This is a genomic window from Pseudomonas sp. ACN8 (assembly GCF_002303925.1).
GTDB lineage: Bacteria > Pseudomonadota > Gammaproteobacteria > Pseudomonadales > Pseudomonadaceae > Aquipseudomonas.
Window position 1 is genome coordinate 51,277 of record NZ_MRCS01000002.1, and the last position, 23,572, is coordinate 74,848.

Sequence of the window (23,572 nt, forward strand, 5' to 3'; positions counted from 1 at the left end):
CAGTGATGGGATTTTATATTCGCAAAAGTGTCAGGGTCGGACCGTTTCGTTTCAATTTGTCCCAGCAGGGTGTGGGCGTGTCGGTGGGGATGAAAGGCCTGCGCATCGGCACTGGGCCGCGCGGAAATTATGTTCATATGGGACGAGGAGGCGTGTACTACCGCGCTACCGTAGCTAAGTTGCGTGATGAGTCTCCGGTTTTACCCCGGGATGAGCATGGGGTAATACCCGAGGGGACTCACGCACCTTTAGTTGAGATCGAGTCTGCGAACGCGTCGGAAATTGTAGATTCATCTTCACGAGATTTGCTTGAAGAAATGAGCGCAAAACAGGCACGTAAGCGACTTTGGCCGTGGATTGGTGCTTTGGGGATCGTTATTGTCTTTCTTACTATGGGTAATGGTTTGCCCGGTTGGGTTGTGGGGGGAGCATTTATCCTTGGCTTAGTCCTGACGATTGCCGCCGCGGTTCGGGATTCGATTGCAAAGACAGTAGTGCTTTTTTACGACTTTGACGCCGACATGGAGGAGGCTTACGAGGCGTTGCACAGTAGCGGTCAGCGGGTTTCCACAGCGGATGTGGCATGGCATATCGAGGCCGAGGGTGCCGTTTATGATCGTAAGTATCATGCTGGCGCAAGCAATCTTGTGCGTCGGAAAAAAACCACTATCGCCCGGTCTTCGCCACCCTATGTAAAGACCAATATCGAAACAATTTCCGTGGTTGTTGGGCGGCAGACACTGCATTTCTTCCCTGATCGTGTGCTGGTTTATGACGAGAAAGGTGTGGGTTCGGTTAGCTATCGAGAGCTGCAGTTGCAGGTTAATGCGACACGGTTCATTGAGAGCGCTTCGCCTCCCAGGGACGCCACGGTAGTCGACAGGACATGGCAGTTTGTTAACAAGAAGGGCGGACCTGATCGTAGATTCAAAAACAATCGCGAACTCCCTATTTGTCTTTACGACGAGTTGAAACTATCTAGCGAGACAGGCCTGAATGAGGTTGTGCAAGTTTCACGAAGCGGTGTTGGAGAGGCATTTGCCAAGGCTATTTTCAATCTTGCACGAGTGATGCCAACTGAACGGAAGTCTGATAAGACCGAGCCATGTTAGTAGACGCAAGAGCATCTCTATCATGGCCGGCTGTTACCGGGCAGCATAGAAAGTGACACTCCTTAACGGGCAGTCATTTCAGGTCTGAAGCTACTGGAGGTAAGGCGTTTGATTGCGATGTCGAGCGCTTGATTGTCAAACAGTTTGCTTTTGCGAGCCGCGGCACCCGCTCCACCATCCCAATGTTTCAATGCATCGTGCACTGCAGGAACAGTCGGTGGTACCCCTTCCTGACTCAGCAGCCAGTCCACTGTAGCGAGCAGTTCCATACCAAAAGGTGATTCAAAGCCATCGATCAATTCGGCGGTACGCTCCAAGGCATCGGAGTACTCTTTGGCCTCTGTATTGAGATAGGTCTGCAGGAAGGTCTTGCGCTCTTGATCAAACCAAATCACATCACTGATGCCTGCATCGCTAATACGTTTATCGCAATGCAGGTAGCTGCCATCAAGGTTGTTGAGCAGGTGCTCCAATCGATTGGCATACGGTCCATATTTATGAGCCACAAACTTTAGGTTCAACGGGTTCTCAGTTCCCGGCAACCTCTCTATTGCTCGCTCCAAGAACCAAGCCAGCTTCTGAATCTCGAGCAGACTACATTCCATGCCTAGAATCCAGTAGCGTCTAACTAATTCTGCAATGAGCGCACGAGCAGGCGTGAGCTTTTCTACACCGCTACGTTTAGCGACATTCAAATATTGATTTGAAGGTTCGAATACCAATACATCGACATCCAGATCACTCAAAACATCAACGATCTGTTCCCGGACGTCAGGCCACTTCAATCCCCCATTACCCGCGCCTAGCGGTGGGACTGCTACAGACTTCACATGGTTTTCGATCAAGAAACGACGTAAGTCATGCAAACCTTCCGTCACCCACTCCATCTGCGAAGGAGATCGCCAATGACGTTTGGTAGGGAAGTTGACGATCCAGCGAGGGCCGTCCAGCTCATTAACTGCAGTGACGTGGACCTTACCGGTAACGACTTCACCTGCTTTGCAAGCCGCCGCGTACAGACGGTAGTTCTCCGCAAAGCGCTCCTTGAACATCAGTGCGATGCCTTTGCCCATGACACCCACAGTATTCACTGTGTTGACGAGGGCTTCGGTCCTGGCTTCCAGCAGGTTGCCTTGGGTAAATCGGATCATTGGAAGTACCATCCCGGACGTGCATGAACGGAAAGGGCCAAGCCTCTGGCGGCCACCTCTTGTTCTATGCGTTCTTTCATTGCATCGGTGTAGCACATGATGCCCAGGAGTCCTGTAATCGGTAGATGATTGTGAACCAGCGCTTCGGCCTGATAACGCTCCATTTTTCGAGGGTCATCAGGGTCGCGTTTGAAGTCGCGCCGTTGAAGGATCGGCCAATCGATTTCGCCCAGACGCGCCAGATCGCTGTAATAGTCTGTCCAATCCGGATAGGCATGTGCATTTGTGAAGACAAACGGTAAGCCTAGCTCTTCAACGCGATAAAGGCTGGAGACGAGAATCACGATTTCGTCATTATTGCGCTGCTGAACACTCCGTCCGGACTGAATGTTTTTCATCATCACAGAGAAGGGCGTGAAATAGAAGGGCACGTAGTCGGCTAGAACCCCTTCTGGAGCAATAGGCACACGGCGGGTTCGGCGCTTGTCGATCAAGTCGACGTTGCCGATATTCACGTACTGCGGTGCCTGAACATCCGAGTTTGCGCAATGCAGACCGTTGTCCAGAATCCAGGGCAGGTTATCGCGATGGACGATACGCCAAATCAGAGCTTTCCCTGGATTCAGTCTGCTGTAATTCATTGATAAAACATTCTCTGATTCACGCCGATGAGTACAGTAACACCGGCTTCGCGCATTTTAGTCGCGCAGAGTGCTTCCACCTCTGCATCAGGAGTGAAAACTTTGAAGAAGGTATCTGGTTTAACAACACCCGGCGCAAGGCATTCCGCCATGCAGATGCTTTTGCAATGAGGATCCTGATACTCGCGTGTGCTCATGACTTCCCACTCGATGGCTTCGAAACCCTCGTCGTAATCCAATAATTGGATCGAATCACTGGCCAGTGGGTGGCGTGGAATGATTTTCCAGCCGTTTTGTTTAGCAACGGTTCGATAAACCGAGATCAGAACGAATTTGGAGCCAGGTCTGCTGCGTTGCACGCTTCCATCAAATGGATTTGCAGCAAACCAGTGAAAGGGCACATAGCGGTCAAGCTCAAGGGCTTGTCGCTTTTTCAGGATTTCACCGTCTGCCACGTCTTTGAAGGCAGCGAGATCAGCGCGAGGCTTCAAGCCTTCCTTGAAAATGCCACTCAGGTTTTCTACCGAGGTCAGGTGGTACAGAAGCTTTTGATCCTTGATGTTTTTGACGTCCGGCATATTCAGTCTCCTTGACCTCTGCGTTTGTCTGGCTCAGCCCTGAGCCCTCTCCGTTTCAACAATGATCACTCTGGGCGAGAGATTTAGTGTGCCACTATTTTGCCTTTGCGAGTTGAGCTCAATGTACAGAAAACGACTCTTCACTCCTCATCAAAATAATCGCGATCTAGCGCAGGCAGCCGCAACAACCGCGACGTAACACCGACCTCATAATCCATCATCAGATGTACCAGACGCGTGCCGTCCACCAGCACGATGCCCTCCACCGATCTGGCGAAGTCGATCGCGTGAACGGTAAACCCAGAGGTTGTAATGAACACCCCGCGCTTGGCCTTTTGCCCCGCGAGCGCACCATAAAAAGCCTGCAGTTCAGGACGGCCCACCGTGCTCTGCCAGCGCTTGGCTTGCACGTAAACCTTTTCCAGTCCCAGCTTGTCGAGCGAGATAATGCCGTCGATGCCGGCATCACCAGAGCCGCCCACACGCTGCAGATCGTTGCGGCTGGCGCCGTACCCCAGGCGATGAAGCACATCCAGCACAATCACTTCAAAGCGGTTAGGGCTGACCTGCAGCAAGTTATCCAACAGGTCGGCCGCCGTGGCGTCACGCAACTCCTGCAGCGCTTGTGCAAGTCGATCGTCCGGGCTAGCGGTGGCAGAGCTCACGTCGGGCTCAACGGCAGGCTGGTCATCCAATGGGGCGGCATCGGCGGCGACTTTCAGCTTCACATTCATGTAACCAATCGCCAATTGTTCCACTTCTTCGGCTGGTAAGGGGGACGGGTGTTTTTCCGCGTAGGCCACACCCGTGTCTGTCAGTTTCCAGTAGCCACGCTTGGCACTGCTGGACAGGCCGGCACGCTTGAGCCGATCGTGCGCCCAGCCCGCCCGGTTTTTATAGGTGGCCTGACCACTGGCGATCAGCTCCTCTTGTTGCTCTTCAGCCAGTTGCAACGTCTTGGCAGCAGCTTCCTGGGCATCCCGGGTTGGCGCACCATCGGGTTTGGTGGCGAGAAAACGCAGCACGGGTTCAATGAACTGATCGTAAGTGGGTACAGACATGGACGCTTCCTTGTGATTCCCGCGTTTTCGCGGATCAGCGGCCGAGTATAGTTGAACGTCTTGCAGGGATCGGCCGAAGGGTTTTGTCCATGCGTGATAAATTCCGCCGTCCGGCAGACGCACACTATGATACTGCTCGCCTGTGCAGCGGGAACCGAAGCGACGGAGGAGCGGCTAACCCAGTGCTTGGGTGTGGGTCAAGGAAGAGGTTTTGTATCGGGCCTGCGTTCTGCGCGTTTTTCAGGCATTAAAAAGCCGGCTTGTGGCCGGCTTCTCGGGGACTGGCTTGGATCATTTTTGGTAAACCGCGCCAGCCTTCAAAACGTACACCCGGATCTTGCGTCCGGCTGTGGGACCTGGTGAGAAAGTCATCTGTCAGGCCAGTGCATCTGAGCCGCAGGGCGGGTCGATGCGCAAATGTGGGGCGCAGCATACGCAGGTTTAAGGGAAATTCCCAGCGGGAAGTGCCGGGCAGAGCCGTTTGGCCACCCGGGTGGGCGGCCGATGGGTGTTCTTGAGTGCTTAAAGAAAGGGCACCGTTGGCCGTCGTTTGTTCAGGGTCGACCACCAGAACACCCAGCCCAGCACCCTGATGTTCTGCTCTTCGATTTGTGCGGCCCTGAAGATTTCATCCGGGTATTCGGCGCGGTTGTGGCTGCGCAGTCGCAGGGAATTGCCCGGCATTCGGTGCAGGTACTTGATGCGCAGCATGCCGTCATGTTCGATGGCGTAGATCTCGCCATCGACAATCTGGGTCAGGCCACGGTCAATTGCCAGGGTCGAACCGTCTTCGATTTTCTCTCCCATGCTGTTGCCGCTCATCAGGGCGCAGATGGCGTCGGCGTGGTTGATTTCCAGGGAATCGAGGTGGCTGCGGGGCAGGCGGATGGATTTCTCGGGGTCTTCTATGACGTGGGTTTTGTTGGAACCGGGGGCTGTGACAGCTTCCTTGAGGAATGGCAGTTCGACGTCGACAGGCTCGATGACCGTATAGACACCGCGAATAGTCTGGGCATCGAAGGTGTTGCCGGTTTCGTCGAGCAGGCGCAGGTGCTGGGCATCCTTCGAGCCTTCGCCGGTTTTCAGCCAGTCGCTGCTGACCGAGAGTTTTCGGGCGACTTCTTCCATGCAATGGGCGGGCACACCGCGGGTGTACCAGTTATGTACATTTTGCGGAGCCGTATCCAGGAATTCGGCAAAACCGGTGGTCGTGATGTTCGCTGCTTCGAGGAGCGCTTTAAAGCGTGAGCCGCTAGTGTTCTTTTTCATGAACGCGAGTCTACTGGCGGCTAACAAGGGTTTGAATAAACGCCTCGTTCAAATTTCGCGGGAAATTTACGACCGGATGTAAGACGCTCTTGGGGAATGTTAAACAAGCAAAAACCATGTGATGGCGTGTTTAAACGGGGTGTTTGGCGTGCTTATCAAGCGCCCACAAAAAACCCCGGATCTCCCGGGGTTTTTCTTGCCGCTAGCAGCTAAAAGCCTGTAGCCGGGCTTAGCCTTTGTAGGCAGCAACCGACTTGGTGATCGCTTCGCGGGCGGCGTCTGCACCGGCCCAGCCTTCGATCTTCACCCATTTGCCTTTTTCGAGATCTTTGTAGTTCGCGAAGAAGTGCTCGATCTGCTGGATCAGCAGTGGTGGCAGGTCGGTGTATTCCTTCACGTCGACGTACAGCTGGGACAGCTTGTCGTGTGGGACTGCGATGACTTTGGCATCGCCGCCGCCGTCGTCGGTCATGTTCAGGATGCCGACCGGACGGGCGCGGATAACCGAACCTGGAGCAACCGGGTAAGGGGTTACGACCAGCACGTCGAGGGGATCACCGTCGTCAGCCAGGGTGTTCGGGATGTAACCGTAGTTGGCCGGGTAGAACATTGGGGTGGCCATGAAACGGTCAACGAACAGGCAATCGCTGTCTTTGTCGATTTCGTATTTGATCGGCGCGTGGTTGGCCGGAATCTCGATCGCGACGTAGATGTCGTTCGGCAGGTCTTTGCCAGCCGGAATCTTGCTGTAGCTCATTGGGCGTTGCCCCCGTTAGTTGACCAAAAACACTTGGCCGGATTGACCAAAAAGTGGCGGCGATTATAGGCATATTCCTGTGTCGACGCCATGGACCAGAAGTCGTATGGCGCTTACTGGTGTGCCTGATAGACAGGGTCATGCGCCTGAAGTTGCTTTAATCTCGCGAGCGGATCCTGGCGATAGAACAGCTTCAACTGCTGGTACACCTGTGGATAAGCCTCGTGCAGCAAATCCGGGGCGCTGAAGAAGTATTCGCTGGTGACCGCGAAGAATTCGGCAGGGTTCTCGGCGGCATAGGGGTCGATGGCGGTTTCGGCGTCGGGATTGCGTTCCAGTTGCCGGTCGAGGTCGTCGTAGGCCTCTTGCATGACGTTGGCCCAGTCGCTGATGCGCATGTCGGCATGCAACGGCGGCAGGCCGTTGGCGACACCGTTGAGCATGTCGAGCTTGTGCGCCAATTCGTGGATCACCAGGTTGTAGCCTTCCCAGCCACCACTGGCCATTACACCGGGCCAGGCGAGGATGATCGGGCCTTGCTCCCAGGCTTCACCGCTGTGTTCACCGTCCCATTCGTGCTCGACACCGCTGGCATCGCGGTAGCGCTGGGGGCTGAGGAAGTCGTCGGGGTAGAGGATGATTTCGTGGAAGCCCTGATACCAGTTCAGGTCGCCGAGGTGCAGCAGCGGCAATTGCGCCTGGGCTGCAAGCAGCAAGCGTTGTTCCTGATGCAGTTCGACACCGGGCAGGGCGCTCAGGTGCTTGTCTTCGAGGAACAGCACACAGGCTTCGCGCAGCCATTGGTCTTCGGCGGCGCTGATGCCGTCGAGAAAACTCAGGTGGTGGCGCACCCGTTGCCACAGGTCATCGGCAATCGGGTGTTTTGCCAGGGTGCGCCGACGACGCCAGGCGCTCAGGGACCACATCGTGTCAGCGCGATTCGGCTTTGGAGTTCGAACCGGCAAGGCGGTTACGCACCATGCCGATGATCATCGGCACCAGCGAGATCAGGATGATGCCGACTACCAGTAGTGACAGGTTCTTCTTGATGAAAGGCACGTTGCCGAAGAAGTAACCGAGTGTCACCAGGCCGCCGACCCACAGGATGGTGCCCAGCACGCTGAATGCAAAGAAACGCGGATAGGGCATTTTCCCCACGCCGGCGACGAACGGTGCAAAGGTACGGATGATCGGCAGGAAGCGCGCCAGGGTCACGGTTTTGCCGCCGTGCTTGTCGTAGAAATCGTGGGTTTGTTGCAGGTAGTCACGACGGAAGATCTTCGAGTCCGGATTGCTGAACAGCTTTTCACCCGCCGTTCGTCCGATGATGTAGTTGGTACTGTCGCCCAGGATCGCTGCCAGCATCAGCAGGCCGCCGAGCAGTACCGGGTCCATGCCGCCACCGGCCGCCACGGCGCCGGCAATGAACAGCAGGGAGTCGCCCGGCAGGAAGGGCATGACCACAAGGCCGGTTTCACAGAAGATCACCATGAACAGAATGGCGTAGATCCATGCCCCGTAGTTGGTTACAAGCATGTCGAGGTAGACGTCGAGATGCAGGACAATGTCGATCGGGTTGAAATCCATGGATAGCACCTGTGGTGACGGCCCGACTCAGCAGGCCTGTGCGGATGACTTCGCGTAAGACTACGGATAGGGGTAGTTTTTCTTACAAGCCGGGAATATCGGGATTATACGAGGCGAGTGGTGAAATTCGCGTCGAGATTGTAGCGGGGAATGTCATCACGGGGCTGATGTTTGATAACGAACAGGTGGGAGCGAACCTGCTCGCGATGCCGACGCTTCGTTGGACCAGTGTAATCCGATCGATGCCATCGCGAGCAGGGTGCAGCTGATTCAGAGTTCGTCGCTGATCGGCAGCACATAGTTCTTGAATTCGGTGTCTTCCCTGAATCCGATGGACTCGTAGGTTTTCTGCGCGACTTCGTTGTTGCTGCTGGTGGAAACACGCATGCGCACGGCATTGGTTTCCTTGGCCATTTTTTTTGCGGTGCGGATCAGGTTGTCGGCCACTAACTGGCGGCGGGCGTCCTCGGCGACATAAATATCGTTGAGGATCCACACACGTTTGAGCGAAAGCGAAGAGAAACTCGGGTAAAGCTGACAGAAACCCATCAGTTTGTTGCTGTCGTCATCGGACAGCGCCAGGTAGATCACCGACTCCTTGCGACGCAGGCGTTTTTCAAGGAACGCCCGGGACGAGTCCGGATACGGCAGGGAACCATAAAACTCGCGATATTTGACGAACAACGGGGTCAGCAGGTCCAGGTGTTCGAGGGTCGCTTGAATAATCCGCATGGTAGGTCTCGTCTTCAAGTGGCTGTCTTACGTCTCTGACGGCGATGGGAAACCCTTGGCGGCCGCGCCACGATCCTGCCTGAAACTGGTACGAATGTGCAATGCGCAAGCGGTTCAAGCATTCGGCGGGCCGAGCAGGAAATTTCCTTTCACGTCGCCTCCCGTGTCCGATTCCAGTGTCTGAACCTGCGCTTCGTCCTTCAGGTTCACCCCTGACAACTGCCGCCGGCAGGCTTCGCGCATCAAGTACAGCAAACGGTGTGCCGCCATGCCGTAGCTCAGGCCTTCGAGCCGGACATTGGAGATGCAATTACGGTAGGCATCGGTAAGGCCGACCTTGGGATTGTAGGTGAAATATAAACCCAGGCTGTCCGGAGAGCTGAGGCCAGGGCGTTCGCCGATGAGGATCACGGTCATTTTTGCGCCAAGCAACTCACCGATCTCATCGGCGACGGCCACCCGGCCCTGTTCCACGAGTATGACTGGCGCAACAGTCCAGCTGTCGCCAGCCATTTGCTCTTCGAAACGCGCCAGAAACGGCAGGGTATGGCGATGAACGGCCAGTGCCGACAGGCCGTCGGCAACCACGATCACCAGATCCACGCCTCCCGGATGGGCTGTCGCGTAATCACGCAGGGTCTGCGCCGAGGCATCACTTAGTTTTCGCCCCAGGTCGGGGCGTTGCAGGTAGGTGTTGCGATCCGGCGCCGCACTGTGCAGCAAAAGACTCTCGCGATCACGTTCGGCCAATTGCGCGCTGAGGGAGGCATGCTCAAACGGCAAGTGCACCGCATCCCGCGCCTGAGCGTGGGCGTACTGGAAGTCCAGTTGCGCGTGGGTGGGAATGCTGGTGCCGGTGCGACCCAGTGCGATTCGCGCCGGCGTCAGGCGTCGCAGTTCCAGCCATGGGTTGTGTGGGTCGAAGGGTAGTTTGTCCATGTCAATGCTCATCCCAGTTGCGCCAAGGCCTGCCGGAAGGCCGGCGGCAGGCTGTCGCCGAAGAGAACCCTGCCATCGGCTTGAGTGAAGATGCCCATTCTCGCCAGCCACTGTTCGAATTCCGGTGCGGGTTTCAGGCCCAGGGTCTGCCGGGCGTAGAGCGCATCGTGGAACGAAGTGGTCTGGTAGTTGAGCATGATGTCGTCGGAGCCGGGGATGCCCATGATGAAGTTGATTCCGGCGACGCCCAGCAGGGTCAGCAGAGTGTCCATGTCATCCTGGTCGGCTTCGGCGTGGTTGGTGTAGCAGATATCGCAACCCATGGGCACGCCGAGCAATTTGCCACAGAAATGGTCTTCCAGGCCGGCGCGGATGATCTGTTTGCCGTTGTACAGGTATTCCGGGCCGATGAAGCCGACGACGGTATTCACCAGGAACGGTTTGAAATGCCGCGCAACGGCATAGGCGCGGGTTTCGCAGGTTTGTTGATCGACGCCATGGTGGGCGTTGGCCGACAGGGCACTGCCCTGGCCGGTTTCGAAATACATCAGGTTTTGCCCGAGTGTGCCGCGATTGAGGCTCAATCCTGCGTCGTAACCTTCCTGCAATATATTGAGGTTGATGCCGAAACTGGCGTTGGCTGCTTCGGTGCCCGCGATCGACTGGAACACCAGGTCCAGCGGGACGCCGCGATTGACCGCTTCGATCGACGTGGTGACATGGGTCAGCACGCACGCCTGGGTCGGGATTTCGTAGCGCTGGATGATCGCGTCGAGCATTTCCAGCATCGCGCAGATCGAGGCGATGCTGTCGGTGGCCGGGTTGATGCCGATCATGGCATCGCCGTTGCCGTGCAGCAGGCCGTCGAGAATGCTCGCGGCGATGCCGGCCGGTTCGTCGGTGGGGTGATTCGGTTGCAGGCGAGTGGACAGTCGACCGCGCAGACCCAGGGTGCCTCGAAACTGTGTAACCACGCGGATTTTTTGCGCCACCAGCACCAGATCCTGCACACGCATGATCTTCGACACGGCGGCGGCCATTTCCGGGGTCAGGCCGGGGGCGAGGGCGCGCAGGACCTGTTCGTCGGCGGCATCACTGAGCAACCAGTCGCGAAAGCCGCCAACGGTGAGGTGGCTGACGACCGCGAAGGCTTGTTTGTCGTGGGTATCGATGATCAGTCGGGTGACTTCATCGGACTCATAGGGAATCAACACTTCTTGCAGGAAGTGGGATAGCGGAATGTCGGCCAAAGTCATCTGGGCCGCGACGCGCTCGCCGTCATTGAGGGCCGCGACGCCCGCCAGAAAATCCCCGGAGCGCGCCGGGCTGGCCTTGGCCATCACATCCTTGAGGCTGTCGAAGCGATAGGTCTGGGCGCCGACGGAATGGGCATATACGGCCATGGGGCGGGGCCTCCTGTTATGTACAAGTCTTCAGTTCACGACCGACCCTTGTGGGAGCGAGCCTGCTCGCGATACGGGCGACTCGGTCTGGTATTTACACTGCGGTGATGCAATCGCGAGCAGGCTCGCTCCCACAGGGAATCGGTGTGCACTTCAATAATGCAGGCGCCAGGCTCGTGGCCCGGCGCCGGTGCATTTAGATACCTTCGAGCATAGCGTCTGCCGGTGCCTCGGAGCGTTGCTTGGCGGTCAACTGGAAGTACAGGTAACCGGCAACCATGAAACCGAGGAAAACCAGGCCGATCACGGTGTTGAACCAGGCCATCGCCACCAGGCACACCACCGCCAGGAACAGCGCGATCCCCGGCACGATCGGATAGCCCGGCGCGCGGAAGGTGCGCTCCAGGTTCGGTTCGGTCTTACGCAACTTGAACAGGCTCAGCATACTGATGATGTACATCACGATGGCACCGAATACCGACATGGTGATCATCGCCGCCGTCAGGGTCATGCCTTGCAGGTTGACCAGGCCGTCGCTGTAGATCGCCGCGATGCCGATCACGCCGCCGGCCAGGATCGCCCGATGCGGGGTCTGGAAGCGCGAGAGTTTGGCCAGCCCCTTGGGCAGGTATCCGGCGCGAGCCAGGGCGAAGAACTGCCGTGAATAGCCAAGAATGATCCCGTGGAAACTCGCCACCAGGCCGAACAGGCCGATCCATACCAGCATGTGCATCCAGGTCGAGTTATTGCCGACCACGGCTTTCATCGCCTGGGGCAGTGGATCGTTGATGTTCGACAGCTGACGCCAGTCGCCGACGCCGCCAGCCATCACCATCACGCCGATGGCCAGGAACACCAGGGTCAGAATGCCGCTGACGTAGGCCCTGGGGATCGTGCGTTTCGGGTCCTTGGCTTCCTCGGCGGCCATGGCCGCGCCTTCGATGGCGAGGAAGAACCAGATCGCAAAGGGGATCGCCGCAAAGATCCCGGGAATCGAGTCCATCGTGAACTCGTTCGAACCCGACCAGCCATTGAGTACGAAGTTGCTGAAGCTGAAGCCCGGGGCGACCACGCCCATGAACACCAGCAATTCAGCGACTGCCAGCACGGTGACCACCAGTTCGAAGGTGGCCGCGATGCTGACGCCGAGGATGTTCAGGCCCATGAACACGAAATAGGCGCCAACGGCGGCGATCTTCGGGTCCAGTTCCGGGTATTGCACGTTGAGGTAGGCGCCGATGGCCATGGCAATGGCTGGTGGCGCAAAGACGAATTCGATCAGGGTGGCGATGCCGGCGATCAACCCGCCTTTCTCGCCAAAGGCCCGGCGGCTGTAGGCAAACGGCCCGCCAGCATGAGGAATCGCCGTCGTCAGTTCGGTAAAACTGAAGATGAAGCAGGTGTACATCGTCGCCACCATCAACGCGGTGACGAGAAAACCCAGTGTGCCTGCGGTGCCCCAGCCGTAACTCCAGCCGAAGTACTCGCCGGAAATCACCAGGCCGACGGCAATGCCCCATAAATGCAGGGTGCCGAGTGTGGGTTTGAGCTGTGTGGAAGAAGTAGTCATAAGTCCTCTCTAATTTTTATTGTTCGATCTTTTTGGACTTTCGGGTCTGACGGGTGGGTGAAATTCCTGAATGACGGGTACGCAAGGCCCGTGCCAGAGCGGCCAGGCGTTGGGTGTTGAGTCATTTAGGACGCCATCGCGAGCAAGCTCGCTCCCACAGGGATCTCTGGTGGGTTGCAAATCCACTGTGGGAGCGAACTTGCTCGCGATGGCTGCTTGAAGGGCGACACAGAGTTACCTGTGTCGCCCCCGGTTTTTAGAAGAAGCCCAGCGGATTGATGTCGTAACTCACCAGCAGGTTTTTGGTCTGCTGATAGTGGTCGAGCATCATCTTGTGGGTTTCACGGCCGACGCCGGACTTCTTGTAGCCACCGAACGCGGCATGCGCCGGGTACAGGTGGTAGCAGTTGGTCCACACACGACCGGCCTTGATCGCCCGGCCCATGCGGTAGGCGCGGTTGATGTCGCGGGTCCAGAGGCCGGCACCCAGGCCGAACTCGGTGTCGTTGGCGATGGCCAGGGCTTCGGCTTCGTCCTTGAAGGTGGTGATGCTCACCACCGGGCCAAAGATTTCTTCCTGGAACACGCGCATTTTGTTGGTGCCCTTGAGCAGCGTCGGCTGGATGTAATACCCGCTCGCCAGGTTGCCCTCGAGTTTTTCCACCTTGCCGCCGGTCAGCAATTCGGCGCCTTCGCCCTTGGCGATTTCCAGGTACGAAAGGATTTTGTCGAATTGCTGTTCGGACGCCTGGGCGCCGACCATGGTGTCGGTGTCCAGCGGGTCGCCACGTTTGATTTGCAGGACCTTCTTCATCACCACTTGCATGAATTCGTCGTAGATCGACTCTTGCACCAGCGCGCGGGAAGGGCAGGTGCAGACTTCGCCCTGGTTGAAGAACGCCAGCACCAGGCCTTCGGCGGCCTTCTCGATGAACGACGGTTCGGCCTTCATGATGTCTTCGAAGAAGATGTTCGGCGACTTGCCGCCCAGCTCCACGGTGGACGGGATGATGTTTTCCGCCGCGCATTTCATGATGTGCGAGCCGACCGGGGTCGAGCCGGTGAAGGCGATCTTGGCGATGCGCTTGCTGGTGGCCAGGGCTTCGCCCGCTTCGCGACCGAAACCCTGGACGATGTTCAGCACGCCCGGCGGCAGGAGGTCGCCGATCAGCTCCATCAGCACGGTAATGCCCAGCGGGGTTTGCTCGGCAGGCTTGAGCACCACGCAGTTGCCGGCGGCCAGGGCTGGGGCGAGTTTCCAGGCGGCCATCAGGATCGGGAAGTTCCAAGGAATGATCTGCCCGACCACGCCCAGCGGTTCATGGATGTGATAGGCCACGGTGTTGCCATCAATCTCGGCGGCGCTGCCTTCCTGGGCACGGATGCAACCGGCGAAGTAGCGGAAGTGGTCGGCGGCCAGCGGGATGTCGGCGTTGAGGGTTTCACGCACGGCTTTGCCGTTGTCCCAGGATTCGGTGATTGCCAGCAGTTCGAGGTTCTGTTCGATGCGGTCGGCGATTTTCAGCAGCACCAGTGAGCGCGCCTGGGCGGACGTGGCGCCCCAGGCATCGGCGGCCGCGTGGGCAGCGTCCAGGGCCTTGTCGATGTCTTCGGCCGTGGAACGGGGGAATTCGGCAATGGGTTGGCCATTCACTGGCGAGGTATTGGTGAAGTACTGACCTTTGACAGGCGCGACGAACTCGCCGCCGATGTAGTTACCGTATTTGGCTTTGAACGAAACGATAGCGCCTTCAGTACCGGGGTGAGCGTAACGCATGGTGGTCTCTCCTTGCTTTTGTGCTTATAGGGAGTCGCGCATGTGCGCTTGCTTTAAGCGTAGAGCAAGGGCCGGGCCAGTGCCTTGCATGTCAGGTAAATCAAGGCCTTGCGAGTTTTTTGTCGGACGGGCGGGCAGCGCCTGTGACGCTTTCGGTACAGCTCTGGTGACACTTTGTACCCTTTTTGGCACAGCTTGTGACCAACCGGTCTTGCAGGCATTGCAATGCGGGCCGGGCTGGAGGATGCTCGGCATCACCTCATGCACGGGACGCCGAGCCCCGGGGAGAATAATAAGAAATGCACGACAACCATTTGAGTCGCCATGCCCAGCAAGTATTGACGGTGACCCAGGGCAAGACCCACCTGCACGGTCCTGGCAGCGATCCGTCCATCGCCCGTTCCTGGCTGCGCTGCCTTGAGGACTATCATCTCGATCCGGCCCTGAGCATCGCGCCGACGGTGCTGGAACATGGCCGTGTCCTGGAAAGCCGCGAACGCTTGCAGCAGGTTCTGCACATCGCCGGCAATGAAATGACCAGCCTGCATCAACAACTCTCCGGCGCCGGCCATGCGGTGCTGCTGACCGACGCCCGCGGCGTGATCCTCAACTGCGTTACCGCGCCCGCCGAACGGCAGATTTTCGAGCGCGCCGGCCTCTGGCTCGGTGCCGACTGGAGCGAAGCCTGTGAAGGCACCAACGGCATCGGCACCTGCCTGGTGGAGCGTCAGTCGCTGACCATCCATCAGGACGAACACTTTCGCGGCCGCCACACCGGCCTGACCTGCTCGGCGAGCCCGGTCTTCGATCCCCATGGCGAATTGCTGGCGGTACTCGACGTGTCGTCGGCGCGGCGCGATGTGTCGCGGCAAAGTCAGTTCCACACCATGGCCCTGGTCAATCTGTCGGCGAAGATGATCGAGAGCTGCTACTTCCTGCGCTGCTTCGACAATCAATGGTTGCTGCGTTTTCACTTGCAGGCCGAGTCCGTCGGTTTGTTCAGCGAAGGGTTGCTGGCGTTCGACGGGGAAGGGCGCATTTGTGCGGTCAATCAGAGTGCGCTGAACCTGCTGGGACATATTCGCGGCGGCTTGCTGGGTAAACCGGTGGAGGCGTTTTTCGATTGCTCGCTCGATGAGTTGCTCGGTCGCGCGAGCACCAATGCCGCCGCCAGTTGGCCGTTGCGCACCCGTGATGGTCGCAAGCTGTTCGCGGTATTGCGTGGTGAGGCACGGCGACCGCTGCCGACTCCGATGGTGCCAGCGCCCAAGGTTGCACAAGCACCACGCCTGTCGGGCATTTGCCTGGATGACGCGACGTTGCAGGCGGATTTCCGCAAAGCCTTGCGCGTCTATGAGCGCGACGTGCCGCTGCTGATCAACGGCGAAACCGGGTCTGGCAAGGAGGCCTTTGCCAAAGCGGTGCACCACGCCAGCCAGCGGGCAGAGAAAGCCTTTGTTGCCCTCAACTGTGCGGCCATCCCCGAAAGCCTGATCGAAAGCGAGCTGTTCGGATATCGCGGCGGCAGCTTTACCGGTGCGCGCAAGGAAGGCATGCGCGGCAAGTTGCAACAGGCCGACGGCGGCACCTTGTTCCTCGATGAAATCGGTGACATGCCACTGGCCATGCAGACGCGCTTGCTGAGGGTGCTCGAAGACCGGCAAGTGGTGCCGATCGGCGGCGAGCCGGAATCGGTGAATGTGCGGATCATCAGTGCCACTCACCGTAACTTGCTCGACCGTGTGCAGGACGGCAGCTTCCGTGAGGATTTGTATTACCGGCTCAACGGGCTGGAAGTCGCGCTGCCGGCCTTGCGTGATCGTAGCGACAAGTCCCGGTTGCTCGATTTTCTGCTGGCCGAGGAGGCGGGCGGAGAAACCGTATTGATCGACGGGCCGGCGCGGGAAGCTTTATTGGGGTTCGCCTGGCCGGGCAACGTGCGGCAGTTGCGAAATGTGCTGCGTACGTTGACCGCCCTGTGTGAGGACGGGCGGATTGGCCTGGAGGATTTGCCAGCGATGATTCGTCAGGCGCGGCCGGTGGTGTCGACGATTGAAGAGGTATCGGAGCATCCGCTGGAAGATGCCGAGCGGCTGGCGTTGCTCACGGCGCTGGAGCAGACACGCTGGCACATGACCAACACGGCGGAGCAGTTGGGGGTCAGCCGCAATACGCTTTACAGGAAGCTGCGTAAACACGGTATTGCCCGGTAGACCGCGTCGCGTCCTTCGCGAGCAGGCTCGCTCCCACAGGGGCTGCGCAGTCCTTGTGAGGGCGAGCCTGCTCGCGAAGACGCCTTCAGATCTGAAACACAAGGTGCGATTTTCCCCTCCCTAAGCTAACCTGCGGCCATGTTTTACGAGGTCGACTATGCACATTCATATTCTTGGTATCTGCGGCACTTTCATGGGGTCAATGGCGGTTCTGGCCAAGGAGCTGGGCCATCACGTGACGGGCTCCGATGCCAACGTCTATCCGCCGATGAGCACTCAGCTGCAAGCCCAGGGCATTGAATTGACCCAAGGCTACGATCCGGCGCAACTCGATCCGGCCCCTGATCTGGTAGTGATCGGCAACGCCATGTCCCGGGGCAACCCGGCTGTGGAGTACGTGCTGAACAAAGGCCTGCCCTACGTCTCCGGCCCGCAATGGCTGGCCGATCATGTGCTGCAAGGTCGCTGGGTACTGGCGGTTGCTGGTACGCACGGCAAGACCACCACCAGCAGCATGCTGGCCTGGGTGCTGGAGCACGCGGGCATGGCCCCGGGTTTCCTGATCGGCGGCGTGCCGCAAAACTTCTCGGTGTCGGCGCGCCTGGGCGATACGCCGTTCTTCGTCATCGAAGCCGACGAGTACGACAGCGCGTTCTTCGACAAACGCTCCAAGTTCGTTCACTACCGTCCGCGCACGGCCATCCTGAACAACCTGGAATTCGATCACGCGGACATTTTCCCGGACCTGCCGGCCATCGAGCGGCAGTTCCATCACTTGGTGCGGACCATCCCGAGTGAAGGCCTGGTGATTCATCCGACCACTGAGCCGGCCTTGCAGCGTGTTATCGAGATGGGCTGCTGGACGCCGGTGCAAACCACCGGTGCCGGCGGTCAGTGGCAGGTCAAGCTGCTCAGTGAAGACGGCTCGAAGTTCGAAGTGATGTTCGAAGGCGTCGCCCAGGGCGAGGTCGAGTGGGACATGACTGGCCAGCACAACGTCGCGAACGCACTGGCGACCCTGGCTGCCGCACGCCACGTCGGTGTGGTGCCGTCCATGGGCATCGCTGCGTTGAGCGCTTTCAAAAGCGTGAAGCGCCGGATGGAAAAAGTCGCGGAAGTGGGTGGTATCACCATTTATGACGACTTCGCTCACCACCCGACCGCCATCGCCACCACCCTCGACGGGCTGCGCAAGCGCATCGGCGATGCTCCGTTGATTGCGATCATCGAGCCGCGTTCCAACTCCATGAAGCTTGGCGCGCACCGTGACGGATTGCCGGAAAGCGTGGTCGATGCCGATCAGGTGATCTGGTACGCGCCGGCCAACCTCGGCTGGGATCTGGCGGGCACCGCGGCGCTGTGCACCGTGCCGTCGATTGTCAGCGATTCCCTGGAAGGCATCATCGAGCGCGTGAAGAGCCAGGCCCAGCCCGGTACCCACGTAGTGATCATGAGCAACGGCGGCTTCGGCGGCCTGCATGGAAAACTGGCCGAGGCACTCAAATGAACAACGGCCCGGACCGCATCACCCTGGCAATGACCGGCGCTTCAGGCGCCCAGTACGGTTTGCGTCTGCTCGACTGCCTGGTGCGGGAAGATCGTGAAGTGCATTTCCTGATTTCCAAGGCCGCGCAGTTGGTGATGGCTACCGAAACCGACGTCACGCTGCCGGCCAAGCCGCAGATGATGCAGGCGTTCCTCACCGAATACACGGGGGCTGCCGCCGGGCAGATTCGGGTGTACGGCAAGGAGGACTGGATGTCGCCGGTGGCTTCGGGCTCCGGCTCCCCTGCGGCAATGGTGGTAGTGCCGTGTTCCACGGGTACGTTGTCGGCCATCGCCACGGGCGCCTGCAACAACCTGATCGAACGGGCCGCCGACGTGACGCTGAAAGAGCGTCGGCAGTTGATTCTGGTGCCCCGTGAAGCGCCATATTCGAGCATTCACCTGGAGAACATGCTCAAGTTGTCGAACATGGGCGTGACAATCCTGCCGGCATCACCGGGCTTCTATCATCAGCCACAAACCATCGACGACCTGATCGATTTCGTCGTGGCGCGGATCCTTAACCTGCTCAATATTCCTCAGGATATGTTGCCGCGCTGGGGCGAGCATCATCTGACCAGCGATGAATAAGCTGCTGGTGATAGTGCTGGCGCTGCAATTGGCCGGGTGTGCCACTGTGCGCACCCTCGATGCGGCCAAGCCGGGGGCACCGGTGGTGTACTCGGGGACTCGCCTGGATGTGTACGCGTTGAACGGTGGGTGCTGTGCGATGGACCGATTCGGCGCCGAAGCGCCGAGCTATCCGGGCGTTGATCTGCCGGCCAGTGCATTGCTCGACACGCTGCTGTTGCCATTGTCGTTGCTGACAGTGATAGGGGTGAGTTTTCAGGCGACGGGTGGATTGTAAGAGAGCGCTTCGCGCTCTATCGCGAGCAAGCTCGCTCCCACAGGATTGTGTGTCGTACACAAATTTTGTAATCGCTGAAAATCCTGTGGGAGCGAGCTTGCTCGCGATGAGGCCCGCTCAGGCACCATAAAATTACTTGCCCAACTTCCTCAGTTCATCCGACTCGACAATCCTGATCCCGTCCTGCTCTTCCAGCGCCAGACGCCACATCGCGCGTGCCAGTTGGCAGGCTTCGATACCATGGTATTTGCCAGGGATCAGCCGAGACAACGGACCAGCGACTTTCTCGCCCAGTCGCGGTTCGGTGCGATCACCCAGCAACAGCGAAGGGCGGCAGATGGTCAGCTGCGGCCAGTCCTGCGCGCGCAATGCGTACTCCATCTCGCCTTTGACCCGGTTGTAGAAAATCGAGGATCTGCGATCGGCTCCCAGAGCGCTGATCACGATCAGGTGCCGTGCGCCCATTTCCCGTGCGCGTTTGGCAAAGGCCACGACCATGTCCAGGTCTACCGCACGGAACGCCTGTTCCGAGCCCGCCTGTTTGATGGTGGTGCCCAGGCAGCAGTAGGCGATATCGACACGGCCGTTCAGCTGCGGCAGAAACTCCACCGGGTCGCCGACGGGGTTTTCAAGGTGCGGGTGCTCGGCCAATGGCCTGCGTGAGGGGGCCAATACCCGGCTAATCGTTGGCTCGTTGAGCAAGCGATCAAGCAGATGTTCACCGGTCAGCCCGGTGGCTCCGGCAAGCAATACGTGCTGAGGCGTCAAGTACATAGTGTTTCTCCCTTGATACTATTCAGCTTAGTTGCTGTTTGCATCCTTGCTTTCGTTGGACGCACTTTGCAGGGCTTTTCGTGCCTGCTGTTTACGTAGTAGTTGCCAATGCGAGAGGACGGTTTTCGGTGCCCAGATCTGTGGTTCGGACGCTTCGAAACCGTCCGCCAGCTCACGTTCGGCGACGCTGGCCTTGGTCAGTTTGAAGGCTTGTTCCAGGTCATCGGTCTGGTTCAGGGCCTGAGCGAACAGGGCATCGCCGAAGTAAGTGAAGTTGGCTTCCTCCGAGCAGCCGAAGGATACCCGGTCGGCTCGCGAGGCCGTCATGATCAGGGTCCGTTCATCCTTGAGGGCGGGAATGAAACCGCCGGAGTAGCAGGACGAAATCACGATGATCTTGTCGCGGTTTTTCAGGGGGGCGAGAACAGCGGCCAACTCGTCGGCTGGCAGATCGGCCAGCTCCATGCGCGGCTGGTCTAGCACCAGTTCGTGTTCGCTGCTGCCGTGGCTGGTCAGGTAGATGAAAATCAGGTCTTCCGGACCGCTGCGTTCGGCCAGCGTCAGGGCGGCGCGGCGCAGGTTTTCCCGGGTAGCCATCGGGCGGTCGGCGAGGTGGTCGCGATGGTTCACCAGGCGGATCTGGCCAAAGGTGCCGAAACGGGTGCTGAGCATGTTGGCGACGTAGTCGGATTCGCGCAGAAACACGCTTTGCTTGCCATCGCCACCCAGGGTCAATGAATACAGCTCCACCGCCGGGGTCGAGGGTGGAACATTGGCCAACGCGGCGTCGAGCAAGCGCCCCTGGGCCAGCAGGCCGAGCTCCAGGGTGTCGGGCAATAATTTGCCCTCGGAATCGCGTACGCGCTGGCCGTTGATCCAGGTGCCGCTGAGCACGGTGCCGTCGGTCAACACCAATGTGCCACGCCCCTGGTAACTGTCGTTGTCGAACTGGCCGGTGTAAAAGCTGCCGTCGGACAGGTTCAGGCGGCCCTGGCCGGAAAAGCGCCAGTCATTGAACTGGCCGATGTAGTGGCTGCCGTCTGTGCCGATCAACTCGCCCTTGCCGTTAAGCGAGCCTTCCTTGAACTGGCCCAGCCAGACATCGCCGTCGGCGTTCTCGTAGCGGCCCTTGCCGTGCAGTTGATTGTTCTTGAAGCTGCCGACATAGATGTCGCCATCGGCGCTGTTGAAAGTCCCGTTACCTTCCAGCTGGCCGTCGACGAAGTGCCCGGTGAACTGATTGCCGTTGCCGTCGCCGCGCTGGCCTTCGCCATTGGGTTTGCCGTGGGCGAACTGACCCTGGTAGGAGCTGCCGTCTTCGAGTTCGAGGCGACCCAGGCCGGCGTATTGATCGGCCTTGAACTCTCCGCGATAGCTCATGCCGTTTTCTTTGAGGGTGCCTTCGCCGTTGCGCCGGCCGGCCTTGAAGCCGCCGCTGTAGCTGCTGGCGTTGGTGGTCAGTGCCCCCTGGCCGTCGAACAGTCCCTGATTGAACTGCCCGCGATAGACTTCGCCATTGCTGCCATGCCATTCGCCCTGGCCCTGCCACTGGCCCTTGTCGAATTCGCCGGCGTACCAGCTGCCGTTCGGGTAGTCGATGCGCCCCTTGCCTTGCAGCAAGCCATTGACCAGGTCACCGCGATAGCGTCCGCCGTCCGGCAGGCGGGCGTCGGGAGGCAAAGGCGATTCGCCGTCGCCGCAAGCGGTGAGCATCAGGGTCAAGGCAAGGAGTGCAAGTGGGCGCATAGCGGATTCCGGGCAATTAGGCGAGGGAGTATGCCGCAGCTATGTGTCCATATATAGGGTGAGGTACCGCGTGAGGGCGCGAAACAGCATGAGCTGCTTCGCATCCAGGACGGTTTAGACGAAGCACAGGGACAGAGGTTCGGCGATGTACGCCGGTTTGTCCGAACCTTCGATTTCCAGGGTGGTGGTGGCCTTGAGCAGCCATTGGCCGGGTTTCTTCTCGATGACTTCGGTCAGGTCGACCTTCAGGCGCACTCTCGAATTGACCTTGACCGGCTGGATGAAACGCACGCTGTCGAGGCCGTAGTTGACCACCATCTTCAAGCCTTCGGGCATGACGAGGATGTCTTCCATCAGTTTCGGGATCAGCGACAGCGTCAGAAAGCCGTGAGCGATGGTGCTGCCAAATGGCGTTTGCGCGGCCTTGACCGGGTCGACGTGGATGAACTGAAAATCCCCTGTGGCTTCGGCGAACAGGTTGATGCGGTCCTGATCGATGGTGAGCCATTCGGAACGTCCGAGTTCCTTGCCGACATAATCTTTGAGCTCTGCAACTGGAACATAGGGCATTGAGACTCTCCTTGGGTTCATCGGTTTTATGTTTTTGGCTTGCGGGGATCTGACCTCCCGACTTACCACGTTAGATCAACATGGCCAAACGCTCCGGTCAACTGACCATGTTTTTGGCGAATGCCGGTCTATAGCGCGAGCATGCTTATAATGTCTGGCCAATGCGGGTGACGGATTTTGCGGGAGATCTTTGATGTTGTTACGGGGCCTGACGTGGCTGGTGCTGTTCCAATTGCTCGGCACCGCGATCAATCATTTGTTCTTGCCGGTGCTGCCGGGACCGATTGTGGGGTTGCTGCTGTTGCTGGTGTACCTCATCTGTCGCGGACAGGTCGGCGAGCCGCTGAACCTGGCGGCCAGCAGCCTGCTGCGCTACCTGCCGCTGTTGCTGGTGCCGCCGGCCGTGGGCGTGATGGTCTACGCCGCTGACATCGCGGCGGACTTCTGGGCCATTGTCGGCGCGCTGGTGTTGTCGCTGCTGCTTTCCATGGCCTTCGCCGGGGTGCTGATGCAGCGCATGGTCAAGCGTCACGCTCACTCCGAGGACGGCCAATGATCTTCGACTGGCACGGCGCCTGGGTGTCGGTAATTCATCATCCCTTGTTTGGTATCGGCATTACCCTTGGCGCCTATCAACTCGTCCTGGCGGCATTCGAGAAAACCCGATGGATCTTTTTGCAGCCGGTGCTTGTCTCCATGTTGCTGGTGATCGGCGTACTGGTGGGCTGCGGCCTGACCTACGCCGAGTACCGCAAGAGCACCGAGATTCTCAGCATTTTGCTCGGCCCGGCCACTGTTGCGCTGGCGGTGCCGCTTTATCTCAATCTGCGACGGATTCGGCAGTTGTTCTGGCCGATATTTACTACGCTGGTGATAGGCGGGGTGGTGGCCACGGGGATGGGCGTGTTGCTGGGTTGGTCGTTCGGTGCCGAGCACATGATCCTGATGACCATGGCGCCAAAATCGGTGACTTCGCCTATCGCCATGTTGGTGGCCGAGCAGATCGGTGGTGTCGCGGCGCTGGCAGCGGTGTTCGTCTTGATTACGGGTGTGATCGGCGCGATTTTCGGTCCGGCCCTGTTGAGCCGTCTCGGCGTGCACAGCCCGGAAGCCCGAGGCATGGCGCTGGGCATGACCGCCCACGCGGTCGGCACGGCGGTGGCGATGCAGGAAAGTGAAGAGTGCGGCGCCTTTGCGGCGCTGGCGATGAGCCTGATGGGTGTGGCCACGGCGGTGTTGCTGCCGTTGGCGGTGTCGATGGTGGTGTAAGGAAATGTCT

General features: G+C 58.9%; 23 protein-coding genes. 7 read left to right on the forward strand and 16 right to left on the reverse strand.

Translation table 11 applies throughout. From position 1 onward, the window contains the following. The first annotated feature begins 5 nt into the window (after positions 1-5). The gene (locus BSF44_RS01495; protein WP_095941954.1) at positions 6-1,112 is read left to right on the forward strand and encodes a DUF4236 domain-containing protein; all 1,107 of its coding nucleotides are present in this window, start codon (positions 6-8) and stop codon (positions 1,110-1,112) included. Between the two features lie 62 nt (positions 1,113-1,174). Here BSF44_RS01495 and BSF44_RS01500 read toward each other — a convergent pair whose 3' ends face one another. From BSF44_RS01500 to BSF44_RS01565, 13 genes are all read right to left on the reverse strand, one after another. Continuing rightward, complete coding sequence (locus BSF44_RS01500; RefSeq protein WP_095941955.1) at positions 1,175-2,263, reverse strand: macro domain-containing protein; 1,089 nt, start codon at positions 2,261-2,263, stop codon at positions 1,175-1,177. Continuing rightward, positions 2,260-2,904 carry a DUF4433 domain-containing protein gene (locus tag BSF44_RS01505; RefSeq protein WP_095941956.1) on the reverse strand — a complete coding sequence of 215 codons (645 nt, stop codon included), beginning with the start codon at positions 2,902-2,904 and terminating at the stop codon, positions 2,260-2,262. The genes BSF44_RS01500 and BSF44_RS01505 overlap by 4 nt, the downstream gene beginning before the upstream one ends. Beyond that, entirely contained in the window at positions 2,901-3,482 is a 582-nt protein-coding gene (locus BSF44_RS01510; protein WP_095941957.1) for a DarT ssDNA thymidine ADP-ribosyltransferase family protein, read from the reverse strand. Before BSF44_RS01510 ends, BSF44_RS01505 begins: the two co-directional genes overlap by 4 nt. A gap of 140 nt (positions 3,483-3,622) precedes the next feature. Then, a complete protein-coding gene (locus BSF44_RS01515) occupies positions 3,623-4,543 on the reverse strand; it encodes a restriction endonuclease (RefSeq protein ID WP_095941958.1) in 921 nt (306 codons plus the stop codon). 522 nt (positions 4,544-5,065) lie between these two features. Then, complete coding sequence (locus BSF44_RS01525) at positions 5,066-5,812, reverse strand: S24 family peptidase (protein WP_095941960.1); 747 nt, start codon at positions 5,810-5,812, stop codon at positions 5,066-5,068. A gap of 229 nt (positions 5,813-6,041) precedes the next feature. Next, positions 6,042-6,569, reverse strand: a complete 528-nt coding sequence (ppa, locus tag BSF44_RS01530; protein WP_003205933.1) for an inorganic diphosphatase — start codon at positions 6,567-6,569, stop codon at positions 6,042-6,044. A gap of 113 nt (positions 6,570-6,682) precedes the next feature. Further along, a complete protein-coding gene (locus tag BSF44_RS01535) occupies positions 6,683-7,495 on the reverse strand; it encodes a zinc-dependent peptidase (RefSeq protein WP_095941961.1) in 813 nt (270 codons plus the stop codon). Between the two features lie 4 nt (positions 7,496-7,499). Then, complete coding sequence (locus BSF44_RS01540) at positions 7,500-8,156, reverse strand: DedA family protein (protein WP_008052342.1); 657 nt, start codon at positions 8,154-8,156, stop codon at positions 7,500-7,502. A 270-nt stretch (positions 8,157-8,426) separates the two neighbouring features. Continuing rightward, positions 8,427-8,888, reverse strand: coding sequence for an N-acetyltransferase (locus tag BSF44_RS01545; RefSeq protein ID WP_095941962.1), 462 nt, complete (start codon positions 8,886-8,888; stop codon positions 8,427-8,429). 114 nt (positions 8,889-9,002) lie between these two features. Further along, entirely contained in the window at positions 9,003-9,827 is an 825-nt protein-coding gene (gene eutC / locus BSF44_RS01550; protein ID WP_095942067.1) for an ethanolamine ammonia-lyase subunit EutC, read from the reverse strand. A gap of 8 nt (positions 9,828-9,835) precedes the next feature. Further along, positions 9,836-11,230 (reverse strand): ethanolamine ammonia-lyase subunit EutB, encoded by a 1,395-nt coding sequence (locus BSF44_RS01555; RefSeq protein WP_095941963.1) that lies wholly within the window; start codon positions 11,228-11,230, stop codon positions 9,836-9,838. A 196-nt stretch (positions 11,231-11,426) separates the two neighbouring features. Continuing rightward, positions 11,427-12,800 carry an ethanolamine permease gene (eat, locus tag BSF44_RS01560; protein ID WP_095941964.1) on the reverse strand — a complete coding sequence of 458 codons (1,374 nt, stop codon included), beginning with the start codon at positions 12,798-12,800 and terminating at the stop codon, positions 11,427-11,429. 256 nt (positions 12,801-13,056) lie between these two features. Next, positions 13,057-14,577, reverse strand: a complete 1,521-nt coding sequence (locus BSF44_RS01565; RefSeq protein ID WP_095941965.1) for an aldehyde dehydrogenase family protein — start codon at positions 14,575-14,577, stop codon at positions 13,057-13,059. Between the two features lie 299 nt (positions 14,578-14,876). Between BSF44_RS01565 and BSF44_RS01570 the strand changes: the two genes are divergently transcribed. The 4 genes from BSF44_RS01570 to BSF44_RS01585 all read left to right on the forward strand — a co-directional run bounded on the left by BSF44_RS01570 (position 14,877) and on the right by BSF44_RS01585 (position 19,203). Next, entirely contained in the window at positions 14,877-16,790 is a 1,914-nt protein-coding gene (locus BSF44_RS01570) for a sigma-54-dependent Fis family transcriptional regulator (RefSeq protein ID WP_095941966.1), read from the forward strand. 157 nt (positions 16,791-16,947) lie between these two features. Then, positions 16,948-18,297, forward strand: coding sequence for a UDP-N-acetylmuramate:L-alanyl-gamma-D-glutamyl-meso-diaminopimelate ligase (gene mpl, locus BSF44_RS01575; RefSeq protein WP_095941967.1), 1,350 nt, complete (start codon positions 16,948-16,950; stop codon positions 18,295-18,297). Further along, positions 18,294-18,926 (forward strand): flavin prenyltransferase UbiX, encoded by a 633-nt coding sequence (gene ubiX / locus BSF44_RS01580; RefSeq protein WP_095941968.1) that lies wholly within the window; start codon positions 18,294-18,296, stop codon positions 18,924-18,926. Before mpl ends, ubiX begins: the two co-directional genes overlap by 4 nt. Continuing rightward, positions 18,919-19,203 carry a YceK/YidQ family lipoprotein gene (locus tag BSF44_RS01585; RefSeq protein ID WP_095941969.1) on the forward strand — a complete coding sequence of 95 codons (285 nt, stop codon included), beginning with the start codon at positions 18,919-18,921 and terminating at the stop codon, positions 19,201-19,203. Before ubiX ends, BSF44_RS01585 begins: the two co-directional genes overlap by 8 nt. Positions 19,204-19,335: 132 nt before the next feature. Here BSF44_RS01585 and BSF44_RS01590 read toward each other — a convergent pair whose 3' ends face one another. The 3 genes from BSF44_RS01590 to BSF44_RS01600 all read right to left on the reverse strand — a co-directional run bounded on the left by BSF44_RS01590 (position 19,336) and on the right by BSF44_RS01600 (position 22,293). After that, on the reverse strand, positions 19,336-19,977 hold the full coding sequence (locus BSF44_RS01590) for an oxidoreductase (RefSeq protein ID WP_095941970.1): 642 nt from the start codon (positions 19,975-19,977) through the stop codon (positions 19,336-19,338). Positions 19,978-20,004: 27 nt separating this feature from the next. After that, entirely contained in the window at positions 20,005-21,723 is a 1,719-nt protein-coding gene (locus BSF44_RS01595) for a C13 family peptidase (RefSeq protein ID WP_095941971.1), read from the reverse strand. 114 nt (positions 21,724-21,837) lie between these two features. Then, the gene (locus tag BSF44_RS01600) at positions 21,838-22,293 is read right to left on the reverse strand and encodes a MaoC family dehydratase (RefSeq protein ID WP_095941972.1); all 456 of its coding nucleotides are present in this window, start codon (positions 22,291-22,293) and stop codon (positions 21,838-21,840) included. 193 nt (positions 22,294-22,486) lie between these two features. Between BSF44_RS01600 and BSF44_RS01605 the strand changes: the two genes are divergently transcribed. Both BSF44_RS01605 and BSF44_RS01610 read left to right on the forward strand, forming a co-directional pair. Beyond that, positions 22,487-22,849 (forward strand): CidA/LrgA family protein, encoded by a 363-nt coding sequence (locus BSF44_RS01605; protein ID WP_095941973.1) that lies wholly within the window; start codon positions 22,487-22,489, stop codon positions 22,847-22,849. Further along, positions 22,846-23,562 carry an LrgB family protein gene (locus tag BSF44_RS01610; protein ID WP_095941974.1) on the forward strand — a complete coding sequence of 239 codons (717 nt, stop codon included), beginning with the start codon at positions 22,846-22,848 and terminating at the stop codon, positions 23,560-23,562. The genes BSF44_RS01605 and BSF44_RS01610 overlap by 4 nt, the downstream gene beginning before the upstream one ends. Positions 23,563-23,572 lie beyond the last annotated feature (10 nt).

What these genes read in the sequence shown, in the direction of transcription:
- BSF44_RS01495 (WP_095941954.1), top strand. Translation starts at nt 6, where the DNA reads ATGGGATTTTATATTCGCAAAAGTGTCAGGGTCGGACCGTTTCGTTTC.
- BSF44_RS01500 (WP_095941955.1), bottom strand. Translation starts at nt 2,263, where the DNA reads ATGATCCGATTTACCCAAGGCAACCTGCTGGAAGCCAGGACCGAAGCC.
- BSF44_RS01505 (WP_095941956.1), bottom strand. Translation starts at nt 2,904, where the DNA reads ATGAATTACAGCAGACTGAATCCAGGGAAAGCTCTGATTTGGCGTATC.
- BSF44_RS01510 (WP_095941957.1), bottom strand. Translation starts at nt 3,482, where the DNA reads ATGCCGGACGTCAAAAACATCAAGGATCAAAAGCTTCTGTACCACCTG.
- BSF44_RS01515 (WP_095941958.1), bottom strand. Translation starts at nt 4,543, where the DNA reads ATGTCTGTACCCACTTACGATCAGTTCATTGAACCCGTGCTGCGTTTT.
- BSF44_RS01525 (WP_095941960.1), bottom strand. Translation starts at nt 5,812, where the DNA reads ATGAAAAAGAACACTAGCGGCTCACGCTTTAAAGCGCTCCTCGAAGCA.
- ppa (WP_003205933.1), bottom strand. Translation starts at nt 6,569, where the DNA reads ATGAGCTACAGCAAGATTCCGGCTGGCAAAGACCTGCCGAACGACATC.
- BSF44_RS01535 (WP_095941961.1), bottom strand. Translation starts at nt 7,495, where the DNA reads ATGTGGTCCCTGAGCGCCTGGCGTCGTCGGCGCACCCTGGCAAAACAC.
- BSF44_RS01540 (WP_008052342.1), bottom strand. Translation starts at nt 8,156, where the DNA reads ATGGATTTCAACCCGATCGACATTGTCCTGCATCTCGACGTCTACCTC.
- BSF44_RS01545 (WP_095941962.1), bottom strand. Translation starts at nt 8,888, where the DNA reads ATGCGGATTATTCAAGCGACCCTCGAACACCTGGACCTGCTGACCCCG.
- eutC (WP_095942067.1), bottom strand. Translation starts at nt 9,827, where the DNA reads ATGGACAAACTACCCTTCGACCCACACAACCCATGGCTGGAACTGCGA.
- BSF44_RS01555 (WP_095941963.1), bottom strand. Translation starts at nt 11,230, where the DNA reads ATGGCCGTATATGCCCATTCCGTCGGCGCCCAGACCTATCGCTTCGAC.
- eat (WP_095941964.1), bottom strand. Translation starts at nt 12,800, where the DNA reads ATGACTACTTCTTCCACACAGCTCAAACCCACACTCGGCACCCTGCAT.
- BSF44_RS01565 (WP_095941965.1), bottom strand. Translation starts at nt 14,577, where the DNA reads ATGCGTTACGCTCACCCCGGTACTGAAGGCGCTATCGTTTCGTTCAAA.
- BSF44_RS01570 (WP_095941966.1), top strand. Translation starts at nt 14,877, where the DNA reads ATGCACGACAACCATTTGAGTCGCCATGCCCAGCAAGTATTGACGGTG.
- mpl (WP_095941967.1), top strand. Translation starts at nt 16,948, where the DNA reads ATGCACATTCATATTCTTGGTATCTGCGGCACTTTCATGGGGTCAATG.
- ubiX (WP_095941968.1), top strand. Translation starts at nt 18,294, where the DNA reads ATGAACAACGGCCCGGACCGCATCACCCTGGCAATGACCGGCGCTTCA.
- BSF44_RS01585 (WP_095941969.1), top strand. Translation starts at nt 18,919, where the DNA reads ATGAATAAGCTGCTGGTGATAGTGCTGGCGCTGCAATTGGCCGGGTGT.
- BSF44_RS01590 (WP_095941970.1), bottom strand. Translation starts at nt 19,977, where the DNA reads ATGTACTTGACGCCTCAGCACGTATTGCTTGCCGGAGCCACCGGGCTG.
- BSF44_RS01595 (WP_095941971.1), bottom strand. Translation starts at nt 21,723, where the DNA reads ATGCGCCCACTTGCACTCCTTGCCTTGACCCTGATGCTCACCGCTTGC.
- BSF44_RS01600 (WP_095941972.1), bottom strand. Translation starts at nt 22,293, where the DNA reads ATGCCCTATGTTCCAGTTGCAGAGCTCAAAGATTATGTCGGCAAGGAA.
- BSF44_RS01605 (WP_095941973.1), top strand. Translation starts at nt 22,487, where the DNA reads ATGTTGTTACGGGGCCTGACGTGGCTGGTGCTGTTCCAATTGCTCGGC.
- BSF44_RS01610 (WP_095941974.1), top strand. Translation starts at nt 22,846, where the DNA reads ATGATCTTCGACTGGCACGGCGCCTGGGTGTCGGTAATTCATCATCCC.